Source organism: Streptomyces seoulensis (assembly GCF_004328625.1).
Taxonomy (GTDB): Bacteria; Actinomycetota; Actinomycetes; order Streptomycetales; family Streptomycetaceae; genus Streptomyces; species Streptomyces seoulensis.
The window spans coordinates 3,647,363-3,669,671 of sequence record NZ_CP032229.1 but is presented as its reverse complement, the minus strand read 5'-3'; the positions used below and the strand labels follow the sequence as shown (position 1 = coordinate 3,669,671).

General features: G+C 69.7%; 25 protein-coding genes and 4 tRNA genes. 8 read left to right on the top strand and 21 right to left on the bottom strand.

What is annotated here, in order from left to right; all coding sequences use genetic code 11:
- Window positions 1-40 precede the first annotated feature (40 nt).
- From rpoB to D0Z67_RS17120, 9 genes are all read right to left on the bottom strand, one after another.
- On the bottom strand, window positions 41-3,526 hold the full coding sequence (rpoB, locus tag D0Z67_RS17165) for a DNA-directed RNA polymerase subunit beta (RefSeq protein WP_031180871.1): 3,486 nt from the start codon (window positions 3,524-3,526) through the stop codon (window positions 41-43).
- 567 nt (window positions 3,527-4,093) lie between these two features.
- Window positions 4,094-4,477, bottom strand: a complete 384-nt coding sequence (gene rplL / locus D0Z67_RS17155) for a 50S ribosomal protein L7/L12 (protein WP_031180872.1) — start codon at window positions 4,475-4,477, stop codon at window positions 4,094-4,096.
- Window positions 4,478-4,594: 117 nt separating this feature from the next.
- Complete coding sequence (gene rplJ, locus D0Z67_RS17150; RefSeq protein ID WP_031180873.1) at window positions 4,595-5,125, bottom strand: 50S ribosomal protein L10; 531 nt, start codon at window positions 5,123-5,125, stop codon at window positions 4,595-4,597.
- A gap of 283 nt (window positions 5,126-5,408) precedes the next feature.
- Entirely contained in the window at window positions 5,409-6,281 is an 873-nt protein-coding gene (locus D0Z67_RS17145) for an SCO4651 family lipoprotein (RefSeq protein WP_031180874.1), read from the bottom strand.
- A gap of 175 nt (window positions 6,282-6,456) precedes the next feature.
- Window positions 6,457-7,182 (bottom strand): 50S ribosomal protein L1, encoded by a 726-nt coding sequence (gene rplA / locus D0Z67_RS17140; protein WP_031180875.1) that lies wholly within the window; start codon window positions 7,180-7,182, stop codon window positions 6,457-6,459.
- Window positions 7,183-7,290: 108 nt separating this feature from the next.
- Complete coding sequence (gene rplK / locus D0Z67_RS17135; RefSeq protein WP_030811629.1) at window positions 7,291-7,725, bottom strand: 50S ribosomal protein L11; 435 nt, start codon at window positions 7,723-7,725, stop codon at window positions 7,291-7,293.
- A gap of 167 nt (window positions 7,726-7,892) precedes the next feature.
- Window positions 7,893-8,756, bottom strand: coding sequence for a transcription termination/antitermination protein NusG (nusG, locus tag D0Z67_RS17130; RefSeq protein ID WP_031180876.1), 864 nt, complete (start codon window positions 8,754-8,756; stop codon window positions 7,893-7,895).
- Window positions 8,757-8,836: 80 nt separating this feature from the next.
- A complete protein-coding gene (secE, locus tag D0Z67_RS17125) occupies window positions 8,837-9,121 on the bottom strand; it encodes a preprotein translocase subunit SecE (RefSeq protein WP_030811625.1) in 285 nt (94 codons plus the stop codon).
- A 111-nt stretch (window positions 9,122-9,232) separates the two neighbouring features.
- Window positions 9,233-9,305 (bottom strand) — tRNA-Trp (locus D0Z67_RS17120).
- Between the two features lie 259 nt (window positions 9,306-9,564).
- Between D0Z67_RS17120 and D0Z67_RS17115 the strand changes: the two genes are divergently transcribed.
- The 3 genes from D0Z67_RS17115 (at window position 9,565) to D0Z67_RS17105 (ending at window position 12,532) form a co-directional block, all read left to right on the top strand.
- Window positions 9,565-10,791, top strand: coding sequence for a pyridoxal phosphate-dependent aminotransferase (locus tag D0Z67_RS17115; RefSeq protein WP_031180877.1), 1,227 nt, complete (start codon window positions 9,565-9,567; stop codon window positions 10,789-10,791).
- A gap of 68 nt (window positions 10,792-10,859) precedes the next feature.
- Window positions 10,860-11,903 carry an adenosine deaminase gene (locus D0Z67_RS17110; RefSeq protein WP_031180878.1) on the top strand — a complete coding sequence of 348 codons (1,044 nt, stop codon included), beginning with the start codon at window positions 10,860-10,862 and terminating at the stop codon, window positions 11,901-11,903.
- On the top strand, window positions 11,900-12,532 hold the full coding sequence (locus tag D0Z67_RS17105) for an NAD(P)-dependent oxidoreductase (RefSeq protein ID WP_031180879.1): 633 nt from the start codon (window positions 11,900-11,902) through the stop codon (window positions 12,530-12,532). The genes D0Z67_RS17110 and D0Z67_RS17105 overlap by 4 nt, the downstream gene beginning before the upstream one ends.
- Before the next feature lie 11 nt (window positions 12,533-12,543).
- Here the strand turns inward: D0Z67_RS17105 and D0Z67_RS17100 are convergent, their stop codons facing one another.
- The 6 genes from D0Z67_RS17100 to D0Z67_RS17075 all read right to left on the bottom strand — a co-directional run bounded on the left by D0Z67_RS17100 (window position 12,544) and on the right by D0Z67_RS17075 (window position 15,104).
- The gene (locus tag D0Z67_RS17100) at window positions 12,544-13,656 is read right to left on the bottom strand and encodes a UDP-N-acetylmuramate dehydrogenase (RefSeq protein WP_267974113.1); all 1,113 of its coding nucleotides are present in this window, start codon (window positions 13,654-13,656) and stop codon (window positions 12,544-12,546) included.
- 12 nt (window positions 13,657-13,668) lie between these two features.
- Complete coding sequence (locus D0Z67_RS17095) at window positions 13,669-14,097, bottom strand: MaoC family dehydratase (RefSeq protein ID WP_031180881.1); 429 nt, start codon at window positions 14,095-14,097, stop codon at window positions 13,669-13,671.
- A 6-nt stretch (window positions 14,098-14,103) separates the two neighbouring features.
- Window positions 14,104-14,556: a MaoC family dehydratase N-terminal domain-containing protein gene (locus D0Z67_RS17090; protein ID WP_031180882.1), complete on the bottom strand. Its 453-nt coding sequence runs from the start codon at window positions 14,554-14,556 to the stop codon at window positions 14,104-14,106.
- A gap of 101 nt (window positions 14,557-14,657) precedes the next feature.
- Entirely contained in the window at window positions 14,658-14,822 is a 165-nt protein-coding gene (gene rpmG / locus D0Z67_RS17085) for a 50S ribosomal protein L33 (RefSeq protein WP_018834916.1), read from the bottom strand.
- Window positions 14,823-14,912: 90 nt separating this feature from the next.
- Window positions 14,913-14,985 (bottom strand) — tRNA-Met (locus tag D0Z67_RS17080).
- Window positions 14,986-15,031: 46 nt separating this feature from the next.
- Window positions 15,032-15,104 (bottom strand) — tRNA-Thr (locus D0Z67_RS17075).
- Window positions 15,105-15,335: 231 nt separating this feature from the next.
- On the opposite strand from D0Z67_RS17075, the gene D0Z67_RS17070 reads away from it, so the two are divergent.
- The gene (locus D0Z67_RS17070; RefSeq protein ID WP_031180883.1) at window positions 15,336-16,574 is read left to right on the top strand and encodes an amidohydrolase family protein; all 1,239 of its coding nucleotides are present in this window, start codon (window positions 15,336-15,338) and stop codon (window positions 16,572-16,574) included.
- A 158-nt stretch (window positions 16,575-16,732) separates the two neighbouring features.
- Window positions 16,733-17,389, top strand: a complete 657-nt coding sequence (locus D0Z67_RS17065) for an SDR family oxidoreductase (protein ID WP_031180884.1) — start codon at window positions 16,733-16,735, stop codon at window positions 17,387-17,389.
- Window positions 17,390-17,417: 28 nt separating this feature from the next.
- On the opposite strand, the gene D0Z67_RS17060 is transcribed toward D0Z67_RS17065, so the two are convergent.
- Complete coding sequence (locus D0Z67_RS17060; RefSeq protein WP_031180885.1) at window positions 17,418-17,639, bottom strand: hypothetical protein; 222 nt, start codon at window positions 17,637-17,639, stop codon at window positions 17,418-17,420.
- 356 nt (window positions 17,640-17,995) lie between these two features.
- Here D0Z67_RS17060 and D0Z67_RS17055 point away from each other — a divergent pair, with 356 nt between their 5' ends.
- Window positions 17,996-18,526 carry a lamin tail domain-containing protein gene (locus tag D0Z67_RS17055; RefSeq protein ID WP_234312717.1) on the top strand — a complete coding sequence of 177 codons (531 nt, stop codon included), beginning with the start codon at window positions 17,996-17,998 and terminating at the stop codon, window positions 18,524-18,526.
- 220 nt (window positions 18,527-18,746) lie between these two features.
- Here D0Z67_RS17055 and D0Z67_RS17050 read toward each other — a convergent pair whose 3' ends face one another.
- Window positions 18,747-19,376 (bottom strand): class I SAM-dependent methyltransferase, encoded by a 630-nt coding sequence (locus D0Z67_RS17050; RefSeq protein WP_031180887.1) that lies wholly within the window; start codon window positions 19,374-19,376, stop codon window positions 18,747-18,749.
- Window positions 19,377-19,516: 140 nt separating this feature from the next.
- A tRNA-Tyr gene (locus D0Z67_RS17045) sits at window positions 19,517-19,598 on the bottom strand.
- A gap of 223 nt (window positions 19,599-19,821) precedes the next feature.
- On the opposite strand from D0Z67_RS17045, the gene D0Z67_RS17040 reads away from it, so the two are divergent.
- Both D0Z67_RS17040 and D0Z67_RS17035 read left to right on the top strand, forming a co-directional pair.
- Window positions 19,822-20,310, top strand: coding sequence for a YajQ family cyclic di-GMP-binding protein (locus D0Z67_RS17040; protein ID WP_031180888.1), 489 nt, complete (start codon window positions 19,822-19,824; stop codon window positions 20,308-20,310).
- A 70-nt stretch (window positions 20,311-20,380) separates the two neighbouring features.
- Window positions 20,381-20,641, top strand: a complete 261-nt coding sequence (locus D0Z67_RS17035; protein WP_031180889.1) for a hypothetical protein — start codon at window positions 20,381-20,383, stop codon at window positions 20,639-20,641.
- A gap of 7 nt (window positions 20,642-20,648) precedes the next feature.
- Here the strand turns inward: D0Z67_RS17035 and D0Z67_RS17030 are convergent, their stop codons facing one another.
- The 3 genes from D0Z67_RS17030 to htpX form a co-directional block, all read right to left on the bottom strand.
- Window positions 20,649-20,915 carry a GlsB/YeaQ/YmgE family stress response membrane protein gene (locus D0Z67_RS17030; protein ID WP_031180890.1) on the bottom strand — a complete coding sequence of 89 codons (267 nt, stop codon included), beginning with the start codon at window positions 20,913-20,915 and terminating at the stop codon, window positions 20,649-20,651.
- 118 nt (window positions 20,916-21,033) lie between these two features.
- A complete protein-coding gene (locus D0Z67_RS17025; RefSeq protein WP_031180891.1) occupies window positions 21,034-21,432 on the bottom strand; it encodes a YccF domain-containing protein in 399 nt (132 codons plus the stop codon).
- Window positions 21,429-22,292: a zinc metalloprotease HtpX gene (gene htpX / locus D0Z67_RS17020; protein WP_031180892.1), complete on the bottom strand. Its 864-nt coding sequence runs from the start codon at window positions 22,290-22,292 to the stop codon at window positions 21,429-21,431. Before htpX ends, D0Z67_RS17025 begins: the two co-directional genes overlap by 4 nt.
- Between the last annotated feature and the right edge of the window lie 17 nt (window positions 22,293-22,309).

Below are 22,309 nucleotides of genomic sequence, written 5' to 3'. Positions count from 1 at the left end.
CTCAGTTCCTTGCGGGACCGAGCCCCCTGCCGGACTCCCGTCAGACCTCTTCGACGCTGCTCGGCTCGCGCCGGGACAGGTCGATGCCGAGCTCCTCCGCAGCGCGGAAGACGTCCTCGTCGGTGTCGCGCATCTCGATGGACATGCCGTCGCTGGACAGCACCTCCACGTTGAGGCAGAGCGACTGCATCTCCTTGATGAGCACCTTGAAGGACTCGGGGATGCCGGGCTCGGGGATGTTCTCGCCCTTGACGATGGCCTCGTAGACCTTCACGCGGCCGGTCACGTCGTCGGACTTGATGGTCAGCAGCTCCTGGAGGGCGTAGGCGGCGCCGTAAGCCTCCAGCGCCCACACCTCCATCTCACCGAAGCGCTGGCCACCGAACTGGGCCTTACCACCCAGCGGCTGCTGGGTGATCATCGAGTACGGACCGGTCGAACGGGCGTGCAGCTTGTCGTCGACCAGGTGGTGGAGCTTGAGGATGTACATGTACCCGATGGAGATCGGGTCCGGGAACGGCTCACCGGAGCGGCCGTCGAACAGCCGGGCCTTGCCGGTCGGCTGCACCATCCGCTCACCGTCGCGGTTCGGGATGGTGTGCTGCAGCAGACCCGCCAGCTCGTCCTCGCGCGCGCCGTCGAACACCGGGGTGGCGACGTTCGTGCCGGGGTCGACCTGGTCGGCGCCGATCACCTGGAGGCGCTCGGCCCAGTCCTCCGCGAGGCCGGAGACGTCCCAGCCGCGGCTGGCGAGCCAGCCGAGGTGGATCTCCAGGACCTGTCCCGGGTTCATTCGGGACGGGACACCCAGCGGGTTGAGGATGATGTCGACCGGGGTGCCGTCCTCCAGGAACGGCATGTCCTCGATCGGCAGGATCTTGGAGATGACGCCCTTGTTGCCGTGACGGCCGGCGAGCTTGTCACCGTCGGTGATCTTGCGCTTCTGGGCGACGTAGACACGGACGAGCTGGTTGACGCCCGGGGGCAGCTCGTCGCCCTCCTCGCGGTCGAAGACGCGGACACCGATGATCTTGCCGGTCTCGCCGTGCGGCACCTTCAGGGAGGTGTCGCGGACCTCGCGGGCCTTCTCACCGAAGATGGCGCGCAGCAGGCGCTCCTCCGGCGTCAGCTCGGTCTCACCCTTGGGCGTGACCTTGCCGACGAGGATGTCGCCCGCGGTGACCTCGGCGCCGATGCGGATGATGCCGCGCTCGTCGAGGTCGGCCAGGACCTCCTCGGAGACGTTCGGGATGTCCCGGGTGATCTCCTCGGGGCCGAGCTTGGTGTCACGGGCGTCGACCTCGTGCTCCTCGATGTGGATCGAGGAGAGGACGTCGTCCTGCACGAGGCGCTGCGACAGGATGATCGCGTCCTCGTAGTTGTGACCCTCCCACGGCATGAAGGCCACGAGCAGGTTCTTGCCGAGGGCCATCTCGCCGTTCTCGGTGGCCGGACCGTCGGCCAGGACCTGGCCTTCGATGATCCGGTCGCCCTCGTTGACGATGACCTTCTGGTTGACCGACGTGCCCTGGTTGGAGCGCGAGAACTTGTGCAGGCGGTACGTGATGTACGTGCCGTCGTCGTTGGCGGTGGTGACGTAGTCCGCGGAGACCTCCTGGACCACACCCGCCTTCTCGGCCTTGACCACGTCGCCGGCGTCGACGGCGGAGCGGTACTCCATGCCGGTGCCGACGAGCGGGGCCTCGCTCTTGATGAGCGGCACGGCCTGGCGCATCATGTTCGCGCCCATGAGGGCACGGTTGGCGTCGTCGTGCTCCAGGAACGGGATCATCGCGGTGGCGACGGACACCATCTGGCGCGGCGACACGTCCATGTAGTCGACGTCGTCACCGGGGACGTAGTCGACCTCTCCGCCACGACGGCGGACCAGGACGCGGGCCTCCTCGAACCGCATGTCGTCGTTGAGCGTGGCGTTGGCCTGCGCGATGACGAAGCGGTCCTCCTCGTCGGCGGTCAGGTAGTCCACCTCGTCGGTGACCTGGCCGTCGACGACCTTGCGGTACGGGGTCTCGACGAAACCGAACGCGTTGACCCGGCCGTAGGAGGCGAGCGAGCCGATCAGACCGATGTTCGGGCCTTCGGGCGTCTCGATCGGGCACATGCGGCCGTAGTGCGAGGGGTGCACGTCACGGACCTCGAAGCCGGCCCGCTCACGGGAGAGACCACCCGGGCCAAGAGCCGACAGACGGCGCTTGTGGGTGAGACCCGACAGCGGGTTGTTCTGGTCCATGAACTGCGACAGCTGGCTGGTGCCGAAGAACTCCTTGATGGAGGCGACGACCGGCCGGATGTTGATCAGGGTCTGCGGCGTGATCGCCTCGACGTCCTGAGTGGTCATGCGCTCACGCACGACACGCTCCATACGGGCGAGACCCGTACGGACCTGGTTCTGGATCAGCTCGCCGACGCTGCGCAGGCGGCGGTTGCCGAAGTGGTCGATGTCGTCGGTCTCGACGACGATCGACTGACCGCTGTCGCCGACCGTCTCGGTCTCGCCGGCGTGCAGCTTGACCAGGTACTTGATCGTCGAGATGACGTCCTCGGTGGTGAGCACACCCGCGTTGAGCGGGGCGTCGGCACCGAGCTTCTTGTTGACCTTGTAGCGGCCGACCTTGGCGAGGTCGTAGCGCTTGGGGTTGAAGTACAGGTTCTCGAGCAGCGTCTGCGCGGCCTCACGCGTGGGCGGCTCGCCCGGACGCAGCTTGCGGTAGATGTCGAGCAGCGCGTCGTCCTGGCCCTGGGTGTGGTCCTTCTCCAGGGTGGCGCGCATGGACTCGTACTCGCCGAACTCCTCGAGGATCTGCTCGGTCGTCCAGCCGAGCGCCTTGAGCAGAACGGTGACCGACTGCTTGCGCTTGCGGTCGATGCGGACACCGACCATGTCGCGCTTGTCGATCTCCATCTCCAGCCAGGCACCCCGGGACGGGATGATCTTGGCCGAGAAGATGTCCTTGTCGGACGTCTTGTCGATGGAGGAGTCGAAGTAGACACCCGGCGAGCGGACGAGCTGGGACACCACGACACGCTCGGTGCCGTTGATGACGAAGGTGCCCTTGTTCGTCATGAGCGGGAAGTCGCCCATGAAGACCGTCTGGGACTTGATCTCGCCGGTCTCGTTGTTGGTGAACTCGGCGGTGACGAAGAGCGGCGCGGCGTACGTGAAGTCGCGGTCCTTGCACTCGTCGATGGAGTTCTTCGGCGGCTCGAAGCGGTGGTCGCGGAACGTCAGCGACATCGACCCGGAGAAGTCCTCGATCGGGGAGATCTCCTCGAAGATCTCCTCCAGACCGGACTTGGTGGGAACGTCCTGACCGTTCTCGAGAGCCTTCTCGACGCGAGCCTTCCAGGCGTCATTGCCGAGCAGCCAGTCGAAGCTCTCGGTCTGGAGCGCAAGAAGGTTCGGAACCTCGAGGGGCTCCTTGATCTTTGCAAAGGAGATGCGCAGCGGGGCGGTGCTGGCGGCGTTGTTCGTATTCGCGGTCGAGGCAGTGCGCGAGGCGGCCAAGAGGGGGTCCTTCCGAGGGCTCGGACTCACTACGCGCGTACCGGTCCCTCTCTCAGGCTCACGACGGGAAACCCCAGGTCAGGGAAGTTCGGCGTCGGTGCTCGAGCGAGGGCAGACCCCTGGTGACGGGCAGGGGGCAGCTAACAGGCAGCGCAAAGGGTCAGTGTAGCCACTTGGCACACTGATGTCCAGTCCCGGTTTCGGAGACCCTCGTTTTTCTCAACGCCCTCGTCTTCGACGCCCTCGGCCTGCTGCCCTCGACGCAGGTTCATCCTGCCCGCTTCGCCTCCGATCCATGCCTCGGATCCGGATCGTTGTGACGACGCGTCCTGAGAATTGCGCGCTGCGTGCGGTTCGTCAAGGCCCCCCAGCCGGAATGGGGCCTTCCGGAGACACGACGAAGATCACCATACCCCTCGCCACGACGAGTGCAAGGCAACCGTGGTCCCCCCTCGGATACGCCGAAGAGCGACCACCCGGATGGATGATCGCTCTTCGGTGCGTTCGCGTTACAGCCTTTTCAGGCCGCGGTCACGCGGGTGAGGTTCGCGGGAACCCCGTGAGGTCTTACTTGACCTCGACGGAGGCGCCGGCGGCCTTGAGGGACTCGGCAGCCTTCTCCGCGGCCTCCTTGGTGACCTTCTCGAGGACCGGCTTCGGGGTGCCGTCGACGAGGTCCTTGGCCTCCTTCAGACCCAGGGAGGTCAGCTCGCGCACGACCTTGATGACCTGGATCTTCTTCTCGCCGGCGCCGGTGAGGACGACGTCGAACTCGTCCTGCTCCTCGGCAGCCTCGGCCGGGGCGCCGGGGGCGGCCGGGCCGGCCACGGCGACCGCGGCGGCGGCGGTGACGTCGAACTTCTCCTCGAAGGCCTTCACGAACTCGGAGAGCTCGATGAGGGTCATCTCCTCGAACTGGGCAAGCAGCTCGTCCTGGGTGAGCTTCGCCATGATGGCGGTCCTTCCACTAAATCGGCAGGTGCCGGATGTACTGGGTGAGGCGGGCGTACTTAGGGCCCGCTGCGACCCTCGCCGCGTCACGCGGCCAGGATCAGAAAGCGAGCCGAATTACTCGGCACCGCCCTGCTCGGCCTGCTTGGCACGGAGCGCGTCCACGGTGCGGACGAGCTTCGAGGGCAGCGCCTGGAAGAGCTGAGCAGCCTGGGACTGCTTGCCCTTGAAGGCACCGGCCAGCTTGCTGAGCAGAACCTCGCGGGACTCGAGGTCCGCAAGCTTCTTGATCTCATCGGCGGACAGCGCCTTGCCGTCAAGGACACCGCCCTTGATGATGAGATTCGGGTTGTCCTTGGCGAAGTCACGGAGACCCTTCGCCGACTCCACCGGGTCACCGGTGACGAAGGCGACAGCCGTCGGACCAGCGAAGAGCTGGTCGTCCAGCGTGATCCCGGCCTCGTTGGCCGCAATCTTGGTCAGCGTGTTCTTCACCACGGCGTACTTGGCGTTCTCACCGAGCGACCGGCGCAGGGTCTTGATCTGCGCCACGGTGAGACCGCGGTACTCGGTCAGCACGGCAGCGTTGGAGTTGCGGAACTGCTCCGTCAACTCGGCCACTGCGGCAGCCTTGTCGGGCCTCGCCATAGAGTCTCGGCCTCCTTCCGGGTGATTCTGACCGCGCGGACCCCGAAGGAGGAGACTGGGAAAACAAACGCCCCGGCGCAGGCGCTCGGGGCGGACTCGACCGGGCGCTTACGCGTGAGAGCGTCTGCTCCGGGAGTTCTTCCACTGACACCTGCGCGGGTCGCCCACTTTGCAGTGAGTCCTTCGGCCACCACACCCTCAGGTGAGCGTGCGGCAACGACCAGCGGTCTTTGGCTTCTCCAGGAGAGTACGGGACTCGGGCACCGACGGGCAAATCCGGTGCTCAGCGGCCTCTGGCGACGCCCTTGGAGCGGGCCAGCTCGGTGAAGTCCCGGGTGTCGGCGGCCGGGGGCGCCTCGGCGGTGACGCGGACGCCGTAGTCCCGGTAGTAGGCGGTGCTGACCAGGCTGCCCTGGGCGGTGTCGGCCCGCTCCACCTTCTTGACCAGCAGGTTCCGGTGGTCGATCCACAGGTCGACGGTCTCGGTGCGCACCCCGGCCTGGTCGAGCTGCCGCTTCAGCCCGGCCAGCTCGCGCGCGCTGAGCCCGCTGTCCCGGGCCGCCAGGTCGGCGACCCGGACCCGGCCCCGGTAGTGCGTCGCCTCGACGCCCTGGACCCGCCCGGTGCCGGCCCGGCGCACGTCCCCGGAGGCCAGCAGCATCTTCACCGACTGGTTGGGGGTGGTGTTGCGCATCTGGTCCTTCAGATACATCCCGAGGCCGTCGCCGCCGCGCGCCAGGTCGGCGTATCCGTACCTGATCCAGTGCCGGCCGCCGGCCCGCTCGGCGAAGGTGTCGCTCATCCGCGCGTAGTAGGCGTCCGGGAGGTAGCGGGCCGTCAGGGACGGGGTGCCGGCCTTGCGCATCGCGGCCGCCAGGGCGCCGCCGGTGTAGCGGATGGTGAGGTGGCCGGTGACCCCGTCCTGCCAGCGCAGGGCGCCGTCGGAGGACAGGGAGAGGGCCTTGCCGTAGCTGAGCGTGGAGCGCACCCGGACCGACTCGGCGCGGTCGGTGGAGCGTTCGGCGGAGCGCAGGGCGGCCAGCGGGCGGGCGCCGCTCCCGTCACCGTCGTCGTGGGCCCGGCCGCACGCGGCCGGGGTGCACAGGGCCAGCGCCAGCGCCGCGAACCCCGCCCGGCGGACGTTCGTGCTCCTCATCCGGTCCCCCACCCCTGTACGCGCCTGTCCGCACCGTAACCCAGGGGCGGGCGCGGCCGGGAGGGGACGGGGAAACGGAGAAACGGAGAAAAGGGGAGGACCCCGCACCCGTGAGGGGTGCGGGGTCCTCGACCTGCGTCACGCGTCGCAGACGCGGCTACCGGTGAGCGAAGGCTCAGACGGCGGCCGGGTCCTCCTCGACGAGGAGGTTGCGGGTGCGGTTCTGGTCCACCAGGATGCCGGGGCCCATCGTGGTGCTGATGGCGGCCTTCTTGATGTAGCGACCCTTGGCGGCGGACGGCTTCAGGCGGAGGATCTCCTCCAGCGCGGCGCCGTAGTTCTCCACCAGCTTGTCGTCGTCGAACGACGTCTTGCCGATGATGAAGTGCAGGTTCGAGTGCTTGTCGACGCGGAACTCGATCTTGCCGCCCTTGATCTCGGTCACGGCCTTGGCCACGTCCGGGGTCACGGTGCCGGTCTTCGGGTTCGGCATCAGACCACGCGGGCCGAGGACGCGGCCGAGGCGGCCGACCTTGCCCATGAGGTCCGGGGTGGCGACGACGGCGTCGAAGTCCAGACGGCCCTTCGCCACCTCGTCGATCAGCTCGTCGGCACCGACGATGTCGGCGCCGGCGGCACGCGCGGCCTCGGCACGGTCACCGGTCGCGAAGACCAGGACCCGAGCGGTCTTACCAGTGCCGTGCGGGAGGTTCACGGTGCCACGGACCATCTGGTCGGCCTTGCGCGGGTCGACACCCAGGCGGAAGGCGACCTCGACGGTGCCGTCGAACTTGGTCGTGGAGGTCTCCTTGGCGAGACGGACGGCCTCGAGCGGGGCGTACAGCTTCTCCCGGTCGATCTTGGCGTCCGCAGCGCGGAGAGCCTTGCTGCGCTTGCTCACAACTTGCTCCTGTGTGTTCTGGAAAAGGAGTCGTGGTGTACGGGCCGAGCAGGCCCTACCACGTGCGACGGCTGGTTCGGCGGCCGCGGGGAACTACGAAGGTGGGGCTCAGCCCTCGACCGTGATGCCCATGGAGCGCGCGGTACCGGCGATGATCTTCGCCGCGGCGTCCAGGTCATTGGCGTTGAGGTCGGGCATCTTCGTGGTGGCGATCTCGCGGACCTGCGCGTCGGTGATCTTCGCGACCTTGGTCTTGTGGGGCTCGCCGGAGCCCTTCTCGACACCAGCGGCCTTGAGGATCATCTTCGCGGCCGGCGGGGTCTTGGTCACGAAGGTGAAGGAACGGTCCTCGTAGACCGTGATCTCCACCGGGATGACCCAGCCACGCTGCGACTCGGTCGCGGCGTTGTAGGCCTTGCAGAACTCCATGATGTTGACGCCGTGCTGACCGAGCGCGGGGCCGACCGGCGGAGCGGGGTTCGCCGCACCGGCGTTGATCTGGAGCTTGATGAGCCCCGTGACCTTCTTCTTCTTGGGAGGCATAGCTCTCCGGGTCCTTTCGATTCGGGTCCTGCCCGCGTAAGGGGACCAACCCGGACGCAGGCATACCGCACAACGATAGCGGGTATAGATGTGCGGCTAAAAACCGTGCAGGTCAGACCGGCTACGAGAGCCCGTCTGACCTGCACGGAAGCGTGTGACCAGAAGAACTAGTTCTTCTGGATCTGGTCGAAGCTCAGCTCGACCGGGGTCTCGCGGCCGAAGATCTCGACGAGGCCCTTGACCTTCTTCGAGTCGGCGTTGATCTCGTTGATCGTGGCCTGCAGGGTGGCGAAGGGGCCGTCGGTGACGGTGACCGAGTCGCCGACCTCGAAGTCCAGCACCTGGACCTCGACCTTGCGCTGCGGGGCGGGCTTGCCCTCGGCCTCGGCGGCCTCGCGGGCGGCCTTCTCCTCGGCCTCCGGGGCGAGCATCTTGACGATCTCGTCCAGGGTCAGCGGGTACGGGTCGTAGGCGTTGCCCACGAAGCCGGTGACGCCGGGGGTGTTGCGGACGACGCCCCAGGACTCGTTGGTCAGGTCCATGCGGACCAGGACGTAACCCGGCAGCTTGTTCTGCTTGATCGTCTTGCGGTCGCCGTTCTTGATCTGGACGACCTCTTCCTGCGGCACCTCGGCCTGGAAGATGTAGTCCTCGACGTTCAGCGAGACGGCGCGCTGCTCCAGGTTCGTCTTCACGCGGTTCTCGTAACCCGCGTAGGTGTGGATGACGTACCACTCGCCGGGCAGCGTGCGCAGCTCCTCGCGGAGCGCGGCGACGGGGTCGACCGGCTCGGCCGGCTCCTCCTCGACGACCTCGACGGCTTCCTCGGCCTCGACGACGTCGTCGCCGGCCTCGTCCGTCTCCTCGGTCGCGTCGGTCGCGACGACATCCTCGTCGACCTCGGTGACCGCTTCGGCAGCCTCGAACTCGTCCTGCTCGTCCGCGCCCTCGACGGTGTCGAGCTCGGCGTCCACCGCCTCCGCGGTTTCTCGGCGAGGCTCGGTGGCGTCGTTCAGGTTCGGGTCAGACACGATGGCTGCTTCTTCCTGGATACATAGGGGTGGAACATGCGAAAAAAGGCGCCGGTACCACGGCGCCCTTCGCTCTTGGCTCAGCCGAAGACGTACTTGGCCGCGTGGTTGAGGCCATAGTCAATCACGGTGACCAAGCCAATCATGATGACGACGAAGACGATCACTACGGTCGTGTACGACGTCAGCTGATTGCGGGTCGGCCAGACGACCTTGCGGAGTTCCGCGATGATCTGGCGGTAAAAAGTGGCAAGACGCTTCAGCGGGCCCTTCTTGGCACGCTTGCCGCCCTTGCGGGGCTTCTTGGCATCCGACAGCTCGTCCTGGGCATCAGGCGTGTCGATGGAGCCCACGGCGTCCGTCATGCGTCCTCACCTGATCCCGGAATCGTGGCCGTGCCGCGCCCGGTGAATTCAGAGCCGCACGGCGGTGCATTGCTGTACGTACATGCGCACACATCCTGGCGGTGTGTGTAGCAGGGCCGGAGGGACTTGAACCCCCAACCGCCGGTTTTGGAGACCGGTGCTCTACCAATTGAGCTACGACCCTTTGGTGTCCCCCAACCTACCGCATCCGCCCGACCGCCCGGTGTGGGGCGCTCACGCGGTGGCTGCTGGAGGCCAACGAGGGATGAGTGTACGTGCTCCACGGCCCGGCGTCGAACAGAAAGTGCCCGGCCGGACGCCCGGAGTGGAAGATCGTCCAGGCCGCGGCCCGGATTCGGACCCTTGTTCCGGCGGCCGCCCGGTGCTGTTCAGTCTGTGAAACCCGTGTGCCCGCCGTGTTTCCGGTCTGGAACGATGGGCGTATGAGCGCTGCAACCCCTCCCACCGAGCGCCGGGTCTCCGCCCGAGTCGGCGCGATCTCCGAGTCCGCCACCCTCGCCGTGGACGCCAAGGCCAAGGCCCTCAAGGCCGCCGGGCGTCCGGTGATCGGCTTCGGCGCCGGTGAACCCGACTTCCCGACCCCGGACTACATCGTCGAGGCAGCCGTAGAGGCCTGCCGGAACCCGAAGTTCCACCGCTACACCCCGGCCGGCGGCCTGCCGGAGCTGAAGGCGGCCATCGCCGCGAAGACCCTGCGGGACTCGGGCTACGAGGTCGACGCCTCCCAGATCCTGGTGACCAACGGCGGCAAGCAGGCCATCTACGAGGCGTTCGCCGCGATCCTCGACCCGGGCGACGAGGTCATCGTCCCGGCCCCGTACTGGACCACCTACCCGGAGTCGATCCGGCTCGCGGGCGGTGTCCCGGTGGAGGTCGTGGCCGACGAGACGACCGGCTACCGCGTCACCGTCGAGCAGCTGGAGGCGGCCCGCACGGAGAAGACGAAGGTCGTCCTCTTCGTCTCGCCGTCCAACCCGACCGGCGCGGTCTACAGCGAGTCCGAGGCCGAGGCCATCGGCCGCTGGGCCGTCGAGCACGGCCTGTGGGTGCTGACCGACGAGATCTACGAGCACCTGGTCTACGGCGACGCCACCTTCACCTCGCTGCCCGCGATCCTGCCCGAGCTGCGGGACAAGTGCATCGTCGTCAACGGTGTCGCCAAGACGTACGCCATGACCGGCTGGCGGGTGGGCTGGGTCATCGGCCCGAAGGACGTGGTCAAGGCCGCGACCAACCTCCAGTCGCACGCCACCTCCAACGTCTCCAACGTGGCGCAGGCCGCCGCGCTGGCCGCCGTCTCCGGCGACCTGAAGGCCGTGGCCGAGATGCGCGAGGCGTTCGACCGGCGCCGCCGGACGATCGTGCGGATGCTGAACGAGATCGACGGCGTGCTGTGCCCGGAGCCCGAGGGCGCCTTCTACGTCTACCCGTCGGTGAAGGACCTCCTGGGCAAGGAGATCCGGGGCAAGCGCCCGGCGACCACGGTCGAGCTGGCCGCGCTGATCCTGGAGGAGGCCGAGGTCGCGGTCGTCCCGGGTGAGGCGTTCGGCACGCCGGGCTACCTGCGGCTGTCGTACGCGCTGGGTGACGAGGACCTGATCGAGGGCGTCAGCCGGATGCAGAAGCTGCTGGCGGAGGCGCGGGACTGAGGACCTGTGGAAGCGGGCCCGACCTACTCACGTGAGTAGGTCGGGCCCGCTTCTGGCAGGATCTCTGGATGGAGCGTGTACGTGATCTCTCGGAGCTTCCCAAGGCCCATCTGCATCTGCACTTCACCGGCTCGATGCGCCCCGGCACCGTCCTGGAGCTGGCCGACAAATACGGCGTGCGGCTGCCCGAGACCCTGATCGAGGCCCTGACCAGCGGCGAACCGCCGAAACTCCGGGCCACCGACGAGCGCGGCTGGTTCCGCTTCCAGCGGCTGTACGACGCGGCGCGCAGTTGCGTACGGGAGCCCGAGGACATCCAGCGGCTGGTCCGCGAGGCCGCCGAGGAGGACGTCCGGGACGGCTCAGGCTGGCTGGAGATCCAGGTCGACCCGACCTCGTACGCCCCCCGGCTGGGCGGGCTGATCCCGGCGCTGGAGATCATCCTGGACGCGGTGGACACCGCCTCCCGCGACACCGGGCTCGGGATGCGGGTGCTGGTGGCCGCGAACCGGATGAAGCACCCGCTGGACGCCCGCACCCTGGCCCGGCTCGCGGTGCGGTACGCGGACCGGGGCATCGTCGGCTTCGGCCTCTCCAACGACGAGCGGCGCGGCATGGCCCGCGACTTCGACCGGGCCTTCCACATCGCCCGCGAGGGCGGCCTGCTCTCCGCCCCGCACGGCGGTGAGCTGACCGGCCCGGCGTCGGTGCGGGACTGCCTGGACGACCTGCACGCCACCCGGATCGGGCACGGGGTGCGCGCGGCGGAGGACCCGCGCCTGCTGAAGCGGCTGGCGGACCGGGGCATCACCTGCGAGGTCTGCCCGGCCTCCAACGTGGCGCTCGGCGTCTACGAGAAGCCCGAGGACGTCCCCCTGCGCACTCTGTTCGAGAGCGGCGTCCCGCTGGCCCTCGGCGCCGACGACCCCCTCCTCTTCGGCTCCCGGCTGGCCGCCCAGTACGAGATCGCCCGCCACCACCACGCCTTCACCGACGCCGAACTCGCCGAACTGGCACGGCAGTCGGTGCGCGGCTCGGCGGCACCCACCGAGACGAAGGAGCGCCTGCTGGCGGGCGTGGACCGGTGGCTGACCGAGCCGGTGAGCGCATGAGGCTGACCGTGTTCGGCGCCACCGGCGGGGTGGGCGGCGAGATCGTCCGGCAGGCCCTGGACGCCGGACACGAGGTGACGGCCGTCGTCCGGGACCCCGCCCGGCTCACCTCCACCGGGGAGCGGCTGCGCGTGGTCGAGGCCGACCTGTCGGACCCGGAGGCGCTGCGCGCGGCCGTCGCGGGCCGGGACGCGGTCCTGTCGGGGCTGGGGGCGCGCTCCCGCAGGGCCGCGGGCGTCACCGCCCGGCTGACCCGCGCGGTGCTGGCCGCGATGGCGGCGGAGGACGTACGCCGGCTGGTGATCGTCAGCGCCGCCCCGGTGGGCCCGGCCGCCGAGGACGACGGCCCGCTGGACCGCGCGCTGCGGTCCGTGGTGTCGGCCGTCCTCAAGGACGTCTACACGGACCTGCGCGAGACGGAGGCGGAGCTGGCCCGCAGCACCGCCGAGTGGACCTCGGTACGCCCGCCGCGCCTGCTCGACCGGCCCCTGACCGGCCGCTACCGCACGGTGGTCGGCGGCTTCCCGCGCGCCGGCCGGGCCATCGGCCGCGCGGACGTGGCGCACGCGATGCTGGCGGCGGTCGGTGACCCGGCGACGGTCCGGCAGGGCGTCGGTGTGGCGTACTAGTCGGTGGCGTACTAGAGGCTGACGCCCACGGTCACCGGCTCGTTGACCAGGGTCACGCCGAAGACGTCCCGGACCCCGGCGACGACCTCGCGGGCCAGCGCGAGCAGGTCCTCGGTGGTGGCGTCACCCCGGTTGGTGAGCGCCAGGGTGTGCTTGGTGGAGATACGGGCCGGCCCGGTGCCGTACCCCTTGGTGAAGCCGGCCTTGTCGATCAGCCAGGCCGCGGAGGTCTTCGTGAGCCCCTCCCCCGCCGGGTAGGCGGGCGGTACGGCGTCCGCGCCGAGGTGCTCGCGCACCCTTGCCTGGAAGGCGGCGAACCGCTCCTCGCCCAGGATCGGGTTGGTGAAGAAGGACCCGGCGGACCAGGTGTCGTGGTCCTCGGGGTCCAGGACCATGCCCTTGCCCGCGCGCAGCCGCAGCACGGTCTCGCGGGCGTCGGCCAGCGGCACCCGGTCGCCGGGCTCGACGCCGAGGACGCGCGCGGTCTCCGCGTACCGGACCGGCGCGGACAGGCCGGCCGCGTCCTCCAGCTCGAAGCGGACGCGGAGCACGACGTAGCGCTCGGGGTCGGCCTTGAAGCGGCTGTGGCGGTAGGAGAAGGCGCACTCCTCGCCGGTGAGCGTGACGGTCTCGCCCGCGCGGCGGTCGTAGGCGGTCACCTCGGTGATGGTGGAGGAGACCTCCTGGCCGTACGCGCCGACGTTCTGGATCGGGGTGGCGCCGGCCGAGCCGGGGATGCCGGCCAGGCACTCGATGCCGGCGAGCCCGGCCTCGACGGTGCGGGCGACGGCGTCGGTCCAGATCTCGCCGGCGGCCAGTTCCAGGGTGGTGCCGCTCAGTGCGACGCCCTGGGTGGCGATGCGCAGGGCGGTGCCGTCGAAGCCCTTGTCGCCGATGACCAGGTTGGAGCCGCCGCCGATGATCAGCAGCGGGGTGCCGCTGTCGTCGGCCTCACGGACGGCGTCGATCACCTCGGCGTCGGTGGTGGCGGTGACCAGCCGGGTCGCGGGTCCGCCCAGCCGGAAGGTGGTCAGCGGGGCCAGGGGGGCGTCGTGGAGTACGTGCACGGGGGCAAGACTACGAGATGGCCCGGACCGTGACGGGGGTGTCCCGGAGCAGGACACCCCCCGCTGCCCTCAGGCCAGCCGCACGACCGCCCGGGACATGCCGAGCACCTTCTGGCCGGCGCAGGTCGCGATGAGGTCGACGCGGACGGTGTTGTCGTCCAGCTTGGCCGCGACCTTCGCCGTGACCTCGATCAGCGCGCCCTTGTCGTCGTCGGGCACGACGACCGGCTTGGTGAAGCGGACGCCGTACTCCACGACGGCGGCCGGGTCACCGGCCCAGTCGGTGACGACGCGGACGGCCTCGGCCATGGTGAACATGCCGTGCGCGATGACGTCCGGCAGGCCCACCTCCTTGGCGAACCGCTCGTTGTAGTGGATGGGGTTGAAGTCCCCGGAGGCGCCCGCGTAGCGCACCAGGGTGGCGCGGGTCACGGGGAAGGACTGCGCCGGGAGTTCGGTGCCGACCTCGACGTCGGCGTACGCGATCTTCGCGGTCATCGCTGCTCAGACCTCCTCGGCCGCGCGGGCCACCAGCTTGGTCCAGGCGCTCACCACGTGCTCGCCGGACGCGTCGTGCACCTCACCCCGGATGTCCAGGATGTCGTTGCCCGCCATGGACTTGATCGCCTCGATGGTGGAGGTGACGGTGAGCCGGTCACCGGCCCGCACCGGGCGGGTGTAGGCGAACTTCTGGTCGCCGTGCACCACGCGGCTGTAGTCCAGGCCGAGCTGGGGGTCCTCGACGACCTGTCCGGCGGCGCGGAAGGTGATGGAGAACACGAAGGTCGGCGGGGCGATCACATCGGCGTGCCCGTACGCCTTGGCGGCCTCCGGGTCCCGGTACGCCGGGTTGGTGTCGCCGACGGCCTCGGCGAACTCGCGGATCTTCTCCCGGCCCACCTCGTAGGGCTCGGTGGGCGGGTAGGTACGCCCCACGAAGGACTGGTCGAGCGCCATGGGCCCGGTACCTCCTGGTCTAGCGGAGTGAGTACGAGGGGAAAAACGACTTGAGGCCGCCCCCCATAGTGCCGGGGGCGACCTCAAGTACGAGCCTGAAATTATCGCGTTTCGCGGTGCGCGGTGTGCGCATTGCAACGCGGGCAGTGCTTCTTCATCTCCATGCGATCCGGGTTGTTACGCCGGTTCTTCTTGGTGATGTAGTTCCGCTCCTTGCACTCCACGCAGGCCAGCGTGATCTTCGGGCGGACGTCGGTGGCAGCCACGTGAGTGCTCCTAGGACGAACGGATGGGCTAGTTCAACGCATGTAAGAGTAGCCGATCGAAGGACCGACCCCGCAATCGGCTACTGTCAGTAGCGGTGACCGGACTTGAACCGGTGACACAGCGATTATGAGCCGCTTGCTCTACCGACTGAGCTACACCGCTTTGATGAGATCGGAACCCGCCTTACGACGGGTACCTCTCACACCAGAGCCCCAAAACGGAATCGAACCGTTGACCTTCTCCTTACCATGGAGACGCTCTGCCGACTGAGCTATTGGGGCGAGCGAGGAAGACATTACACGGTCCGCCGCCGATCGCCCAAATCCGTATCCGGGGGCCCATCGCGGGCCGTCCCGCCTGCCCCTGAGGCCGCTCCGGCACCCCCGAAAGCCCTTGTGCCACGCCGGTACGACTATTGCCCTCCTCCGCGGTCCGCGCGGCCGCCGACCCTACGCTCGGACACTCTGCGTGATCTTGCGCCGTCCCCCCGCCTCCTGGAGTCCGAGCGCCCGATGCCCGACAGCCGGCAACAGCCCCCTCCCGCCCCCGACCAGGGCGCCCTCGTGCTGTGCGGGGCGCGGCTGACCGACGGGCGGACGGTGGACGTACGGCTGGGCGGCGGCCGTATCGAGGCGGTCGGCACGGCGGGCACCCTGGCCCGCGGCCCGGCCCGCGCCGGCGCCCCGCGCGTGGACCTGCGCGGCTACCTGCTGCTCCCGGCCCCCGCCGAGCCGCACGCCCACGGCGACACCTGCCTCACCGCCGAACCCCCCGGCCCGCCCTCGGCCGGCCCCGAGGAAATTGAACGCAGAGCGACCGAGGCGACCCTGCTCCAGCTCGGTCACGGTGCGACGGCGGTACGGGCCCAGGTGCGGATCGGTGATGTGCGGGGACTCGGCGCGCTGGAGGCGGTGCTCCAGGCCCGCCGTGCCCTGCGCGGGCTCGCGGAGCTGACCACGGTGGCGATGCCCCGGCTGCTGACCGGGGTGGCCGGTGCGGACGGTCTGGCGATGCTGCGGGACGCGGTGAAGATGGGCGCCGACGTGGTGGGCGGCTGCCCCGACCTGGACCCCGACCCCATCGGCTATGTGGAGACGGTGCTGGAGGTGGCCGCCGAGCAGGGCTGCCCGGTCGACCTGCACACCGACGCGGCGGACTCGGCCCGGCTGTCCCGGCTCGCGGCGATGGCGGGGGGCCTGCGTCCCGGTGTGACCCTCGGCCCGTGCGCGGCCCTGACCCGGCTGCCGGCCGAGACCGCGCACCGCGTCGCCGACCGGCTGGCGGCCGCCGGGATCGCGGTGGTCTGCCTCCCCCAGGGCGGCTGCGCCGGCACCGACCGCCGGGGCACCGCGCCGGTACGGCTGCTGCGCGCGGCCGGGGTGCGCGTCGCGGCGGGCAGCGGCGCCCTGCGGGACCTCGCCAACCCGGTGGGCCGGGGCGACCCCCTGGAGGCGGCGTATCTCCTCGCCTCCGTGCACGGGATGCGCCCGGCCGACGCCTACGACTCGGTGAGCGCCTCGGCGCGGGCGGTGCTGGGGCTGCCGGAGGTGCGCGTGGAGGCGGGGTTCCCGGCCGAGCTGCTGGCGGTGCGCGGCGAGGAGTTGGCGGGGGCGCTGTCGCTGGCGTACAGCAGGATCGTCGTGCACCGGGGGCGGGTGGTGGCCCGGACCAGCGCGGTGCGGGAGTACTGCAACTCGGTGGCCGAGGCGGAGCCGGGGCTGCCCCGGCAGGGACGCAAGAAGTTGTCGTAACAGCGTTTTTTCTACGGGGAGTTGGCCCACTCGTGGCACGGGTGGGGGCCGTGTGCGCCCCCGGTTGCCGTCGTGCGCCGTGGTCCTGTGGGGGGACGTTCGCCGGGCGGCGCGGGCTCGTGGAGCGGATGGGTCGCGGCGGGCGTACGGTCGTAGCCATGCGCATTGTCATAGCTGGAGGTCATGGTCAGATCGCGCTGCGGCTGGAGCGGCTGCTCTCGGCGCGCGGGGACGAGGTCGCGGGCATCATCCGCAAGCCGGAACAGGCGGCGGAGCTGCGGGCGGCCGGTGCCGACCCGGTCCTGCTGGACCTGGAGTCCGCGTCGGTGGAGGAGGTCGCGGAGGCGCTCAGGGGCGCCGACGCCGCCGTGTTCGCGGCCGGCGCCGGTCCGGGCAGCGGGACCTCCCGCAAGGAGACGGTGGACAAGGGCGCGGCGGTGCTGTTCGCCGACGCGGCGGTACGGGCCGGGGTGCGCCGGTTCGTGGTGGTGTCCTCGATGGGCGCGGACCCGCACCACACCGGTACCGAGGTCTTCGACGTGTACCAGCGGGCCAAGGGCGAGGCGGACGCGTACGTCACCGCGCAGGACGCGCTCGACTGGACGATCCTGCGCCCCGGTTCGCTGACGGACGAGCCGGGCACGGGGCTGGTCAGGCTGGCGGCGCACACCGGGCGGGGATCGGTCGCGCGGGACGACGTGGCGGCGGTGCTGGCGGACCTGGTGGAGTCCTCGTCGACGGCGGGGCTGACGCTGGAGCTGATCGAGGGTTCGGTGCCGGTGGCGGTCGCGGTGAAGGCGGTCGCGGGGAACTGAGGAGGGCTCAGCGGGGCTCCGGTCCCGGTCAGAACAGCGGGAGCTGGCCCGGGAATTCGGGGACGACGTAGCCGTCCAGCGTGGGCTGGGCCGCGCCGATCTGGGCGTGCTGCCGGGAGCCCGCGCAGGAGACCATCTCCTTGCTCTCCCGCACGCCCGGCGGGTCGTGGCGGGCGAAGCGGCCGGCGACGACGGCGATCTCGCGGTGGCACACGGGACAGGTTCTGCGGCGCGACGACGTTGAGGACATGGAGGCCATGGGGCCAGTGTGCCCTGCGGGTCTGACAGGGCTGTTACTCACTTTCGGGTGACGCCCTCGGGGTGGCCGGGGTGGCGTGACCTGGCGAAATGAGGGTTCGCCCCAGCGATCACAAGGGTTCTGCCCCTTTCGGGCCGTCAACTTGGTGCATTTTTCCTATGAATGGACGTTACAGCCGAGAGTCACGGGAACATGGTCGATCGGTAACACGGTTCACGTTTCCACCACATCTCCTCCGCATCCGGCCAGAGTGAGTGCTGCGCGGCCAGCAGGTCGCCATCCGCACACCGCACGTCTTCCGCCCCGGTCCGCCCGTGGGCGGGTGCCCGCACCATGCAGGAGAACCTGTGACTTCGTCTTCCGTGACCGCCCGTCGCCTGGCCGCCGCCGCTCTCGCTGCCGGGGCGCTGGTCGGAGCGGCGGCCCTGCCGGCCACCGCCGCGGACCGTTCCCACCGTGAGAACGTCGAGATCAGCCGCGTGCAGTACGACTCCCCCGGCTGGGACAACGGCTCCAACCGCTCCCTCAACAACGAGTGGGTGGAGGTCACCAACAACTCCCGCCACCGTGTGAACCTCGACGGCTGGAGGCTGACGGAGGACCGGCGCGGGGTCACGTACACCTTCCGCCACTTCAGCCTCGGCGGCCACCAGACCGTCCGCGTCCACACCGGCGTCGGCCGCGACAGCGCCCGCGACCTCTTCCAGGACCGCCGCAACTACGTCTGGGACAACCGCCGCGACACCGCCACCCTCCGCAACGACTTCCGCCGCGTCGTCGACAGCGTCTCGTGGGGCGAGCGCGGCTCCCGCTGGAACGACAACCGCGACCACGAGGGCCGCGGGCACGACGGCCGCAACCACGACCCCCGCCGCTGACCGGACGCCCTGACGGGCGCCCCCGGACTTCCTACGACCGGCGCGGACCCTTCTGGGGGGCCCGCGCCGGTTTTCGTCGCGGTGCTGCCTGGAGACACAAGGGCGATCGGCGCTCGACGTATCCGAGTGTTGCCCGCCTGGGCGGCGAACTGGATGACGAGGGCCGCATGCAGCCGTGCCTGAGCGCGGCGCCTCACCACCCCGACCCAGGTCACACGCCCTACGGGCGGCGGGCCAGCAAATGGGTGTCGAGGAAACCCCGCTCGGACGCCGGGTCGTGGAGCAGCCGGGCGAACGTGACGAGGCCGGCCCCGGCCAGCAGCTCGGCGAACCGGTCCGCCGGCCAGCTGTAGGCGGGCGCCACCTTGTGGTCGAAGCGGACGGGCTCTGCTCCCTCGGTCCCGAAGAAGGACACCAGGAGCAGGCCCCCTGATGCCAGAACACGCACCTGTTCGGCGAGCAACGCGGGCAATTCCCCGGGTGGGGTGTGGATCATCGAGTAGTGGGCCAGCACGCCGCCGAGCGCGCGGTCCTCGACCGGCAGGGCTTCCATCCGCGCTTCCTCGAACCGCAGCACCGGATGGGCCCGCCGGGCATGGGCGATCATGGCCGGGGACAGGTCGAGCCCGAAGGCGTCCAGCCCCAGGTCGTTCAGCATGGCCGTCAGATGACCGGGTCCGCACCCGACATCGGCCACCCGCAGGTTCCCCGTGCCACGCACAAGCTCGGCGAAGGTCCCGATCATGTTCCGCGCGAACGGCCGCGTCTCCAACTGACTGGAGAACATGGACGCATACAGGTCGACAACCCCGTCATAGGCCGCCCTGGTCTCCTCCTGGTGCCTCAACACGGGAGGGAAACTAACACCCGACACCCGCGAGATCTCCGCGCGCCTGGACCGGCACACCTGACAGGCCCGTGACCGGCGATCAACGACTCAGGGCCCGTGACCTGCTGTGATAGCAGGTCACGGGCCCTGAGTTTCCCGTGTGGCGGCGCCAGGATTCGAACCTGGGAAGGCTGAGCCGGCAGATTTACAGTCTGCTCCCTTTGGCCGCTCGGGCACACCGCCGGGGGTTGTTGTAAGGGGGTCCGCCTTGGCGGTGCTCCCTGGCAACGACGTAAACAATACCTGATGCGCGGGGGTGCTCCGCCACCCGGTTGATCGCCGTCTCCGGGGGCCGGGGGTGGCTAGGCTGGGGCGGATGCGGTCCGGCTGAATGCCGGGCTCGGCGGCCGGTGCCCCGGCGCACGGCCCGCCCCCGTTCCGCCCCCGACGCAAGGAGCCACAGGACATGGCCGACTCCAGTTTCGACATCGTCTCGAAGGTCGAGCGGCAGGAGGTCGACAACGCCCTCAACCAGACCGCCAAGGAGATCTCGCAGCGCTACGACTTCAAGGGCGTGGGTGCCTCGATCGCGTGGTCCGGCGAGAAGATCCTCATGGAGGCCAACTCCGAGGACCGGGTGAAGGCCGTGCTCGACGTCTTCGAGTCCAAGCTGATCAAGCGTGGCATCTCGCTGAAGGCGCTGGACGCGGGCGAGCCCCAGCTGTCCGGCAAGGAGTACAAGATCTTCGCGTCCATCGAGGAGGGCATCTCCCAGGACAACGCCAAGAAGGTGGCGAAGATCATCCGCGACGAGGGCCCCAAGGGCGTCAAGGCGCAGGTCCAGGGCGAGGAGCTGCGCGTCAGCTCCAAGAGCCGCGACGACCTCCAGGCCATCATCGCCCTGCTCAAGGGCAAGGACTTCGACTTCGCGCTCCAGTTCGTGAACTACCGGTAGGACCGGCCGCGCACCCCGCCCCGCCCCGGCTTCCCCGGCGGCGGGGCGCCGTATGTGCGATCGTTCCGGCATGAGCAGTGACTACGACCGTGTGCGCACCGGTATCGAGTTCATGACTGCCTATGTCTCCGGGGACGAGCTCCTGACGGAGTATCTGGAGGAGCGGCGGCAGGAGGACCCCGGGGCGGCGGACACGCTGCTGGACGGTACGGCGGCCCTGTGCGCGGCGCTGCTGCACACGCTGGCCCGTACGACGCGGCGGTCCGAGCACGAGATCCTCCAGGAGCTGGCCCGGGGCACCCACCGCAGTGAGCGCCGCTCCGAGGACTAGCACCGGATCAGTCGCGCGAGTTGCCGAAGATCACCCGGTACAGGATCAGCAGCACCAGCGAGCCGCCGATCGCGGCCGCCCACGTCGCGCCGTCGTAGAAGTGCTTGGAGACCGGGTGGTCCAGCCAGCGTGACGAGATCCAGCCGCCGAGGAACGCGCCCGCGATGCCGATCAGGGTCGTGCCGAGGAAGCCGCCTGGGTCGCGGCCCGGCAGCAGCAGCTTGGCGATGGCTCCGGCCAGCAGGCCCAGGATGATCCAACCGAGAATGCTCATGCCAGGAACCTGCCCTTCGACGCCGCTTCCGCACACCCTGGTTCCGTAAGAAGCCGGTGTGCCCCGTCCCCTGCCAGGACGCCGCGTGGATGGGTTCCGGTTGCCTCAGGCGGTTGCCTCAGGCGACGCGCGTTCCGAACGGCTCGTCGGTACGGACGATCTCGCGGCCCAGTGGGAGCAGCGACACCGGGATCAGCTTGAAGTTGGCGATGCCGAACGGGATGCCGATGATCGTCAGGCACAGCGCGATGCCCGTGGTGATGTGGGCCAGGGCCAGCCACCACCCCGCCAGCACCAGCCAGAGCACGTTGCCGACGCAGGACGGCGCACCCGCGTCCCGCCGCTCGACGGTGGTGTACCCGAAGGGCCACAGGGCGTAGACGGCGATACGGAAGGCGGCGATCCCGAAGGGGATGCCGATGATCGTGACGCACAGCAGCACGCCGGCGAGCAGGTAGCCGAGGAACAGCCAGAAGCCGCTCAGGACGAGCCAGATGATGTTCAGAAGGGTCTTCACCGGTTTCGACCTGCCATCTCTTCCAGTCGGGCGATCCGCTCGGCCATGGGCGGGTGCGTGGAGAACATCCGCGACAGTCCCTGGCCCGGCCGGAACGGGTTGGCGATCATCATGTGGCTCGCGGTCTCGATGCGCGGCTCCGGGGGCAGCGGGAGCTGCTGGGTGCCGCTCTCCAGCTTGCGCAGCGCCGAGGCGAGGGCCAGCGGGTCGCCGGTGAGCTGGGCGCCGGACGCGTCCGCCTCGTACTCCCGGGAGCGGCTGACGGCCATCTGGATCAGGGTGGCCGCGAGCGGGCCCAGCAGCATGGTCAGCAGCATGCCGATCAGGCCCGGACCCTCGTCGTCGTCCGAGCGGCCGACCGGGATCAGCCACGCGAAGTTGACCAGGAACATGATCACCGAGGCGAGGGCGCCGGCCACGGACGAGATGAGGATGTCCCGGTTGTAGACGTGGCTCAGCTCGTGGCCGAGGACGCCGCGCAGCTCGCGCGGGTCGAGCAGGCGCAGGATGCCCTCGGTGCAGCAGACGGCCGCGTGGCGCGGGTTGCGGCCGGTGGCGAAGGCGTTGGGCGCCTCCGTGGGCGAGATGTACAGCCGGGGCATGGGCTGGCGGGCCTGGGTGGAGAGCTCGCGCACGATCCGGTACAGCTCGGGCGCCTCGAACTCGCTCACCGGGCGCGCCCGCATCGCGCGCAGGGCCAGCTTGTCGCTGTTCCAGTACGCGTACGCGTTCGTGCCCAGCGCGACCAGGACCGCGACGATCAGTCCCGTGCGGCCGAAGAAGCTGCCGATGACGATGATGATCGCCGACAGTGCCCCGAGGAGTACTGCGGTCCTGAGCCCGTTGTGCCGGCGGTGCACCCTGACCCTCCCGATCG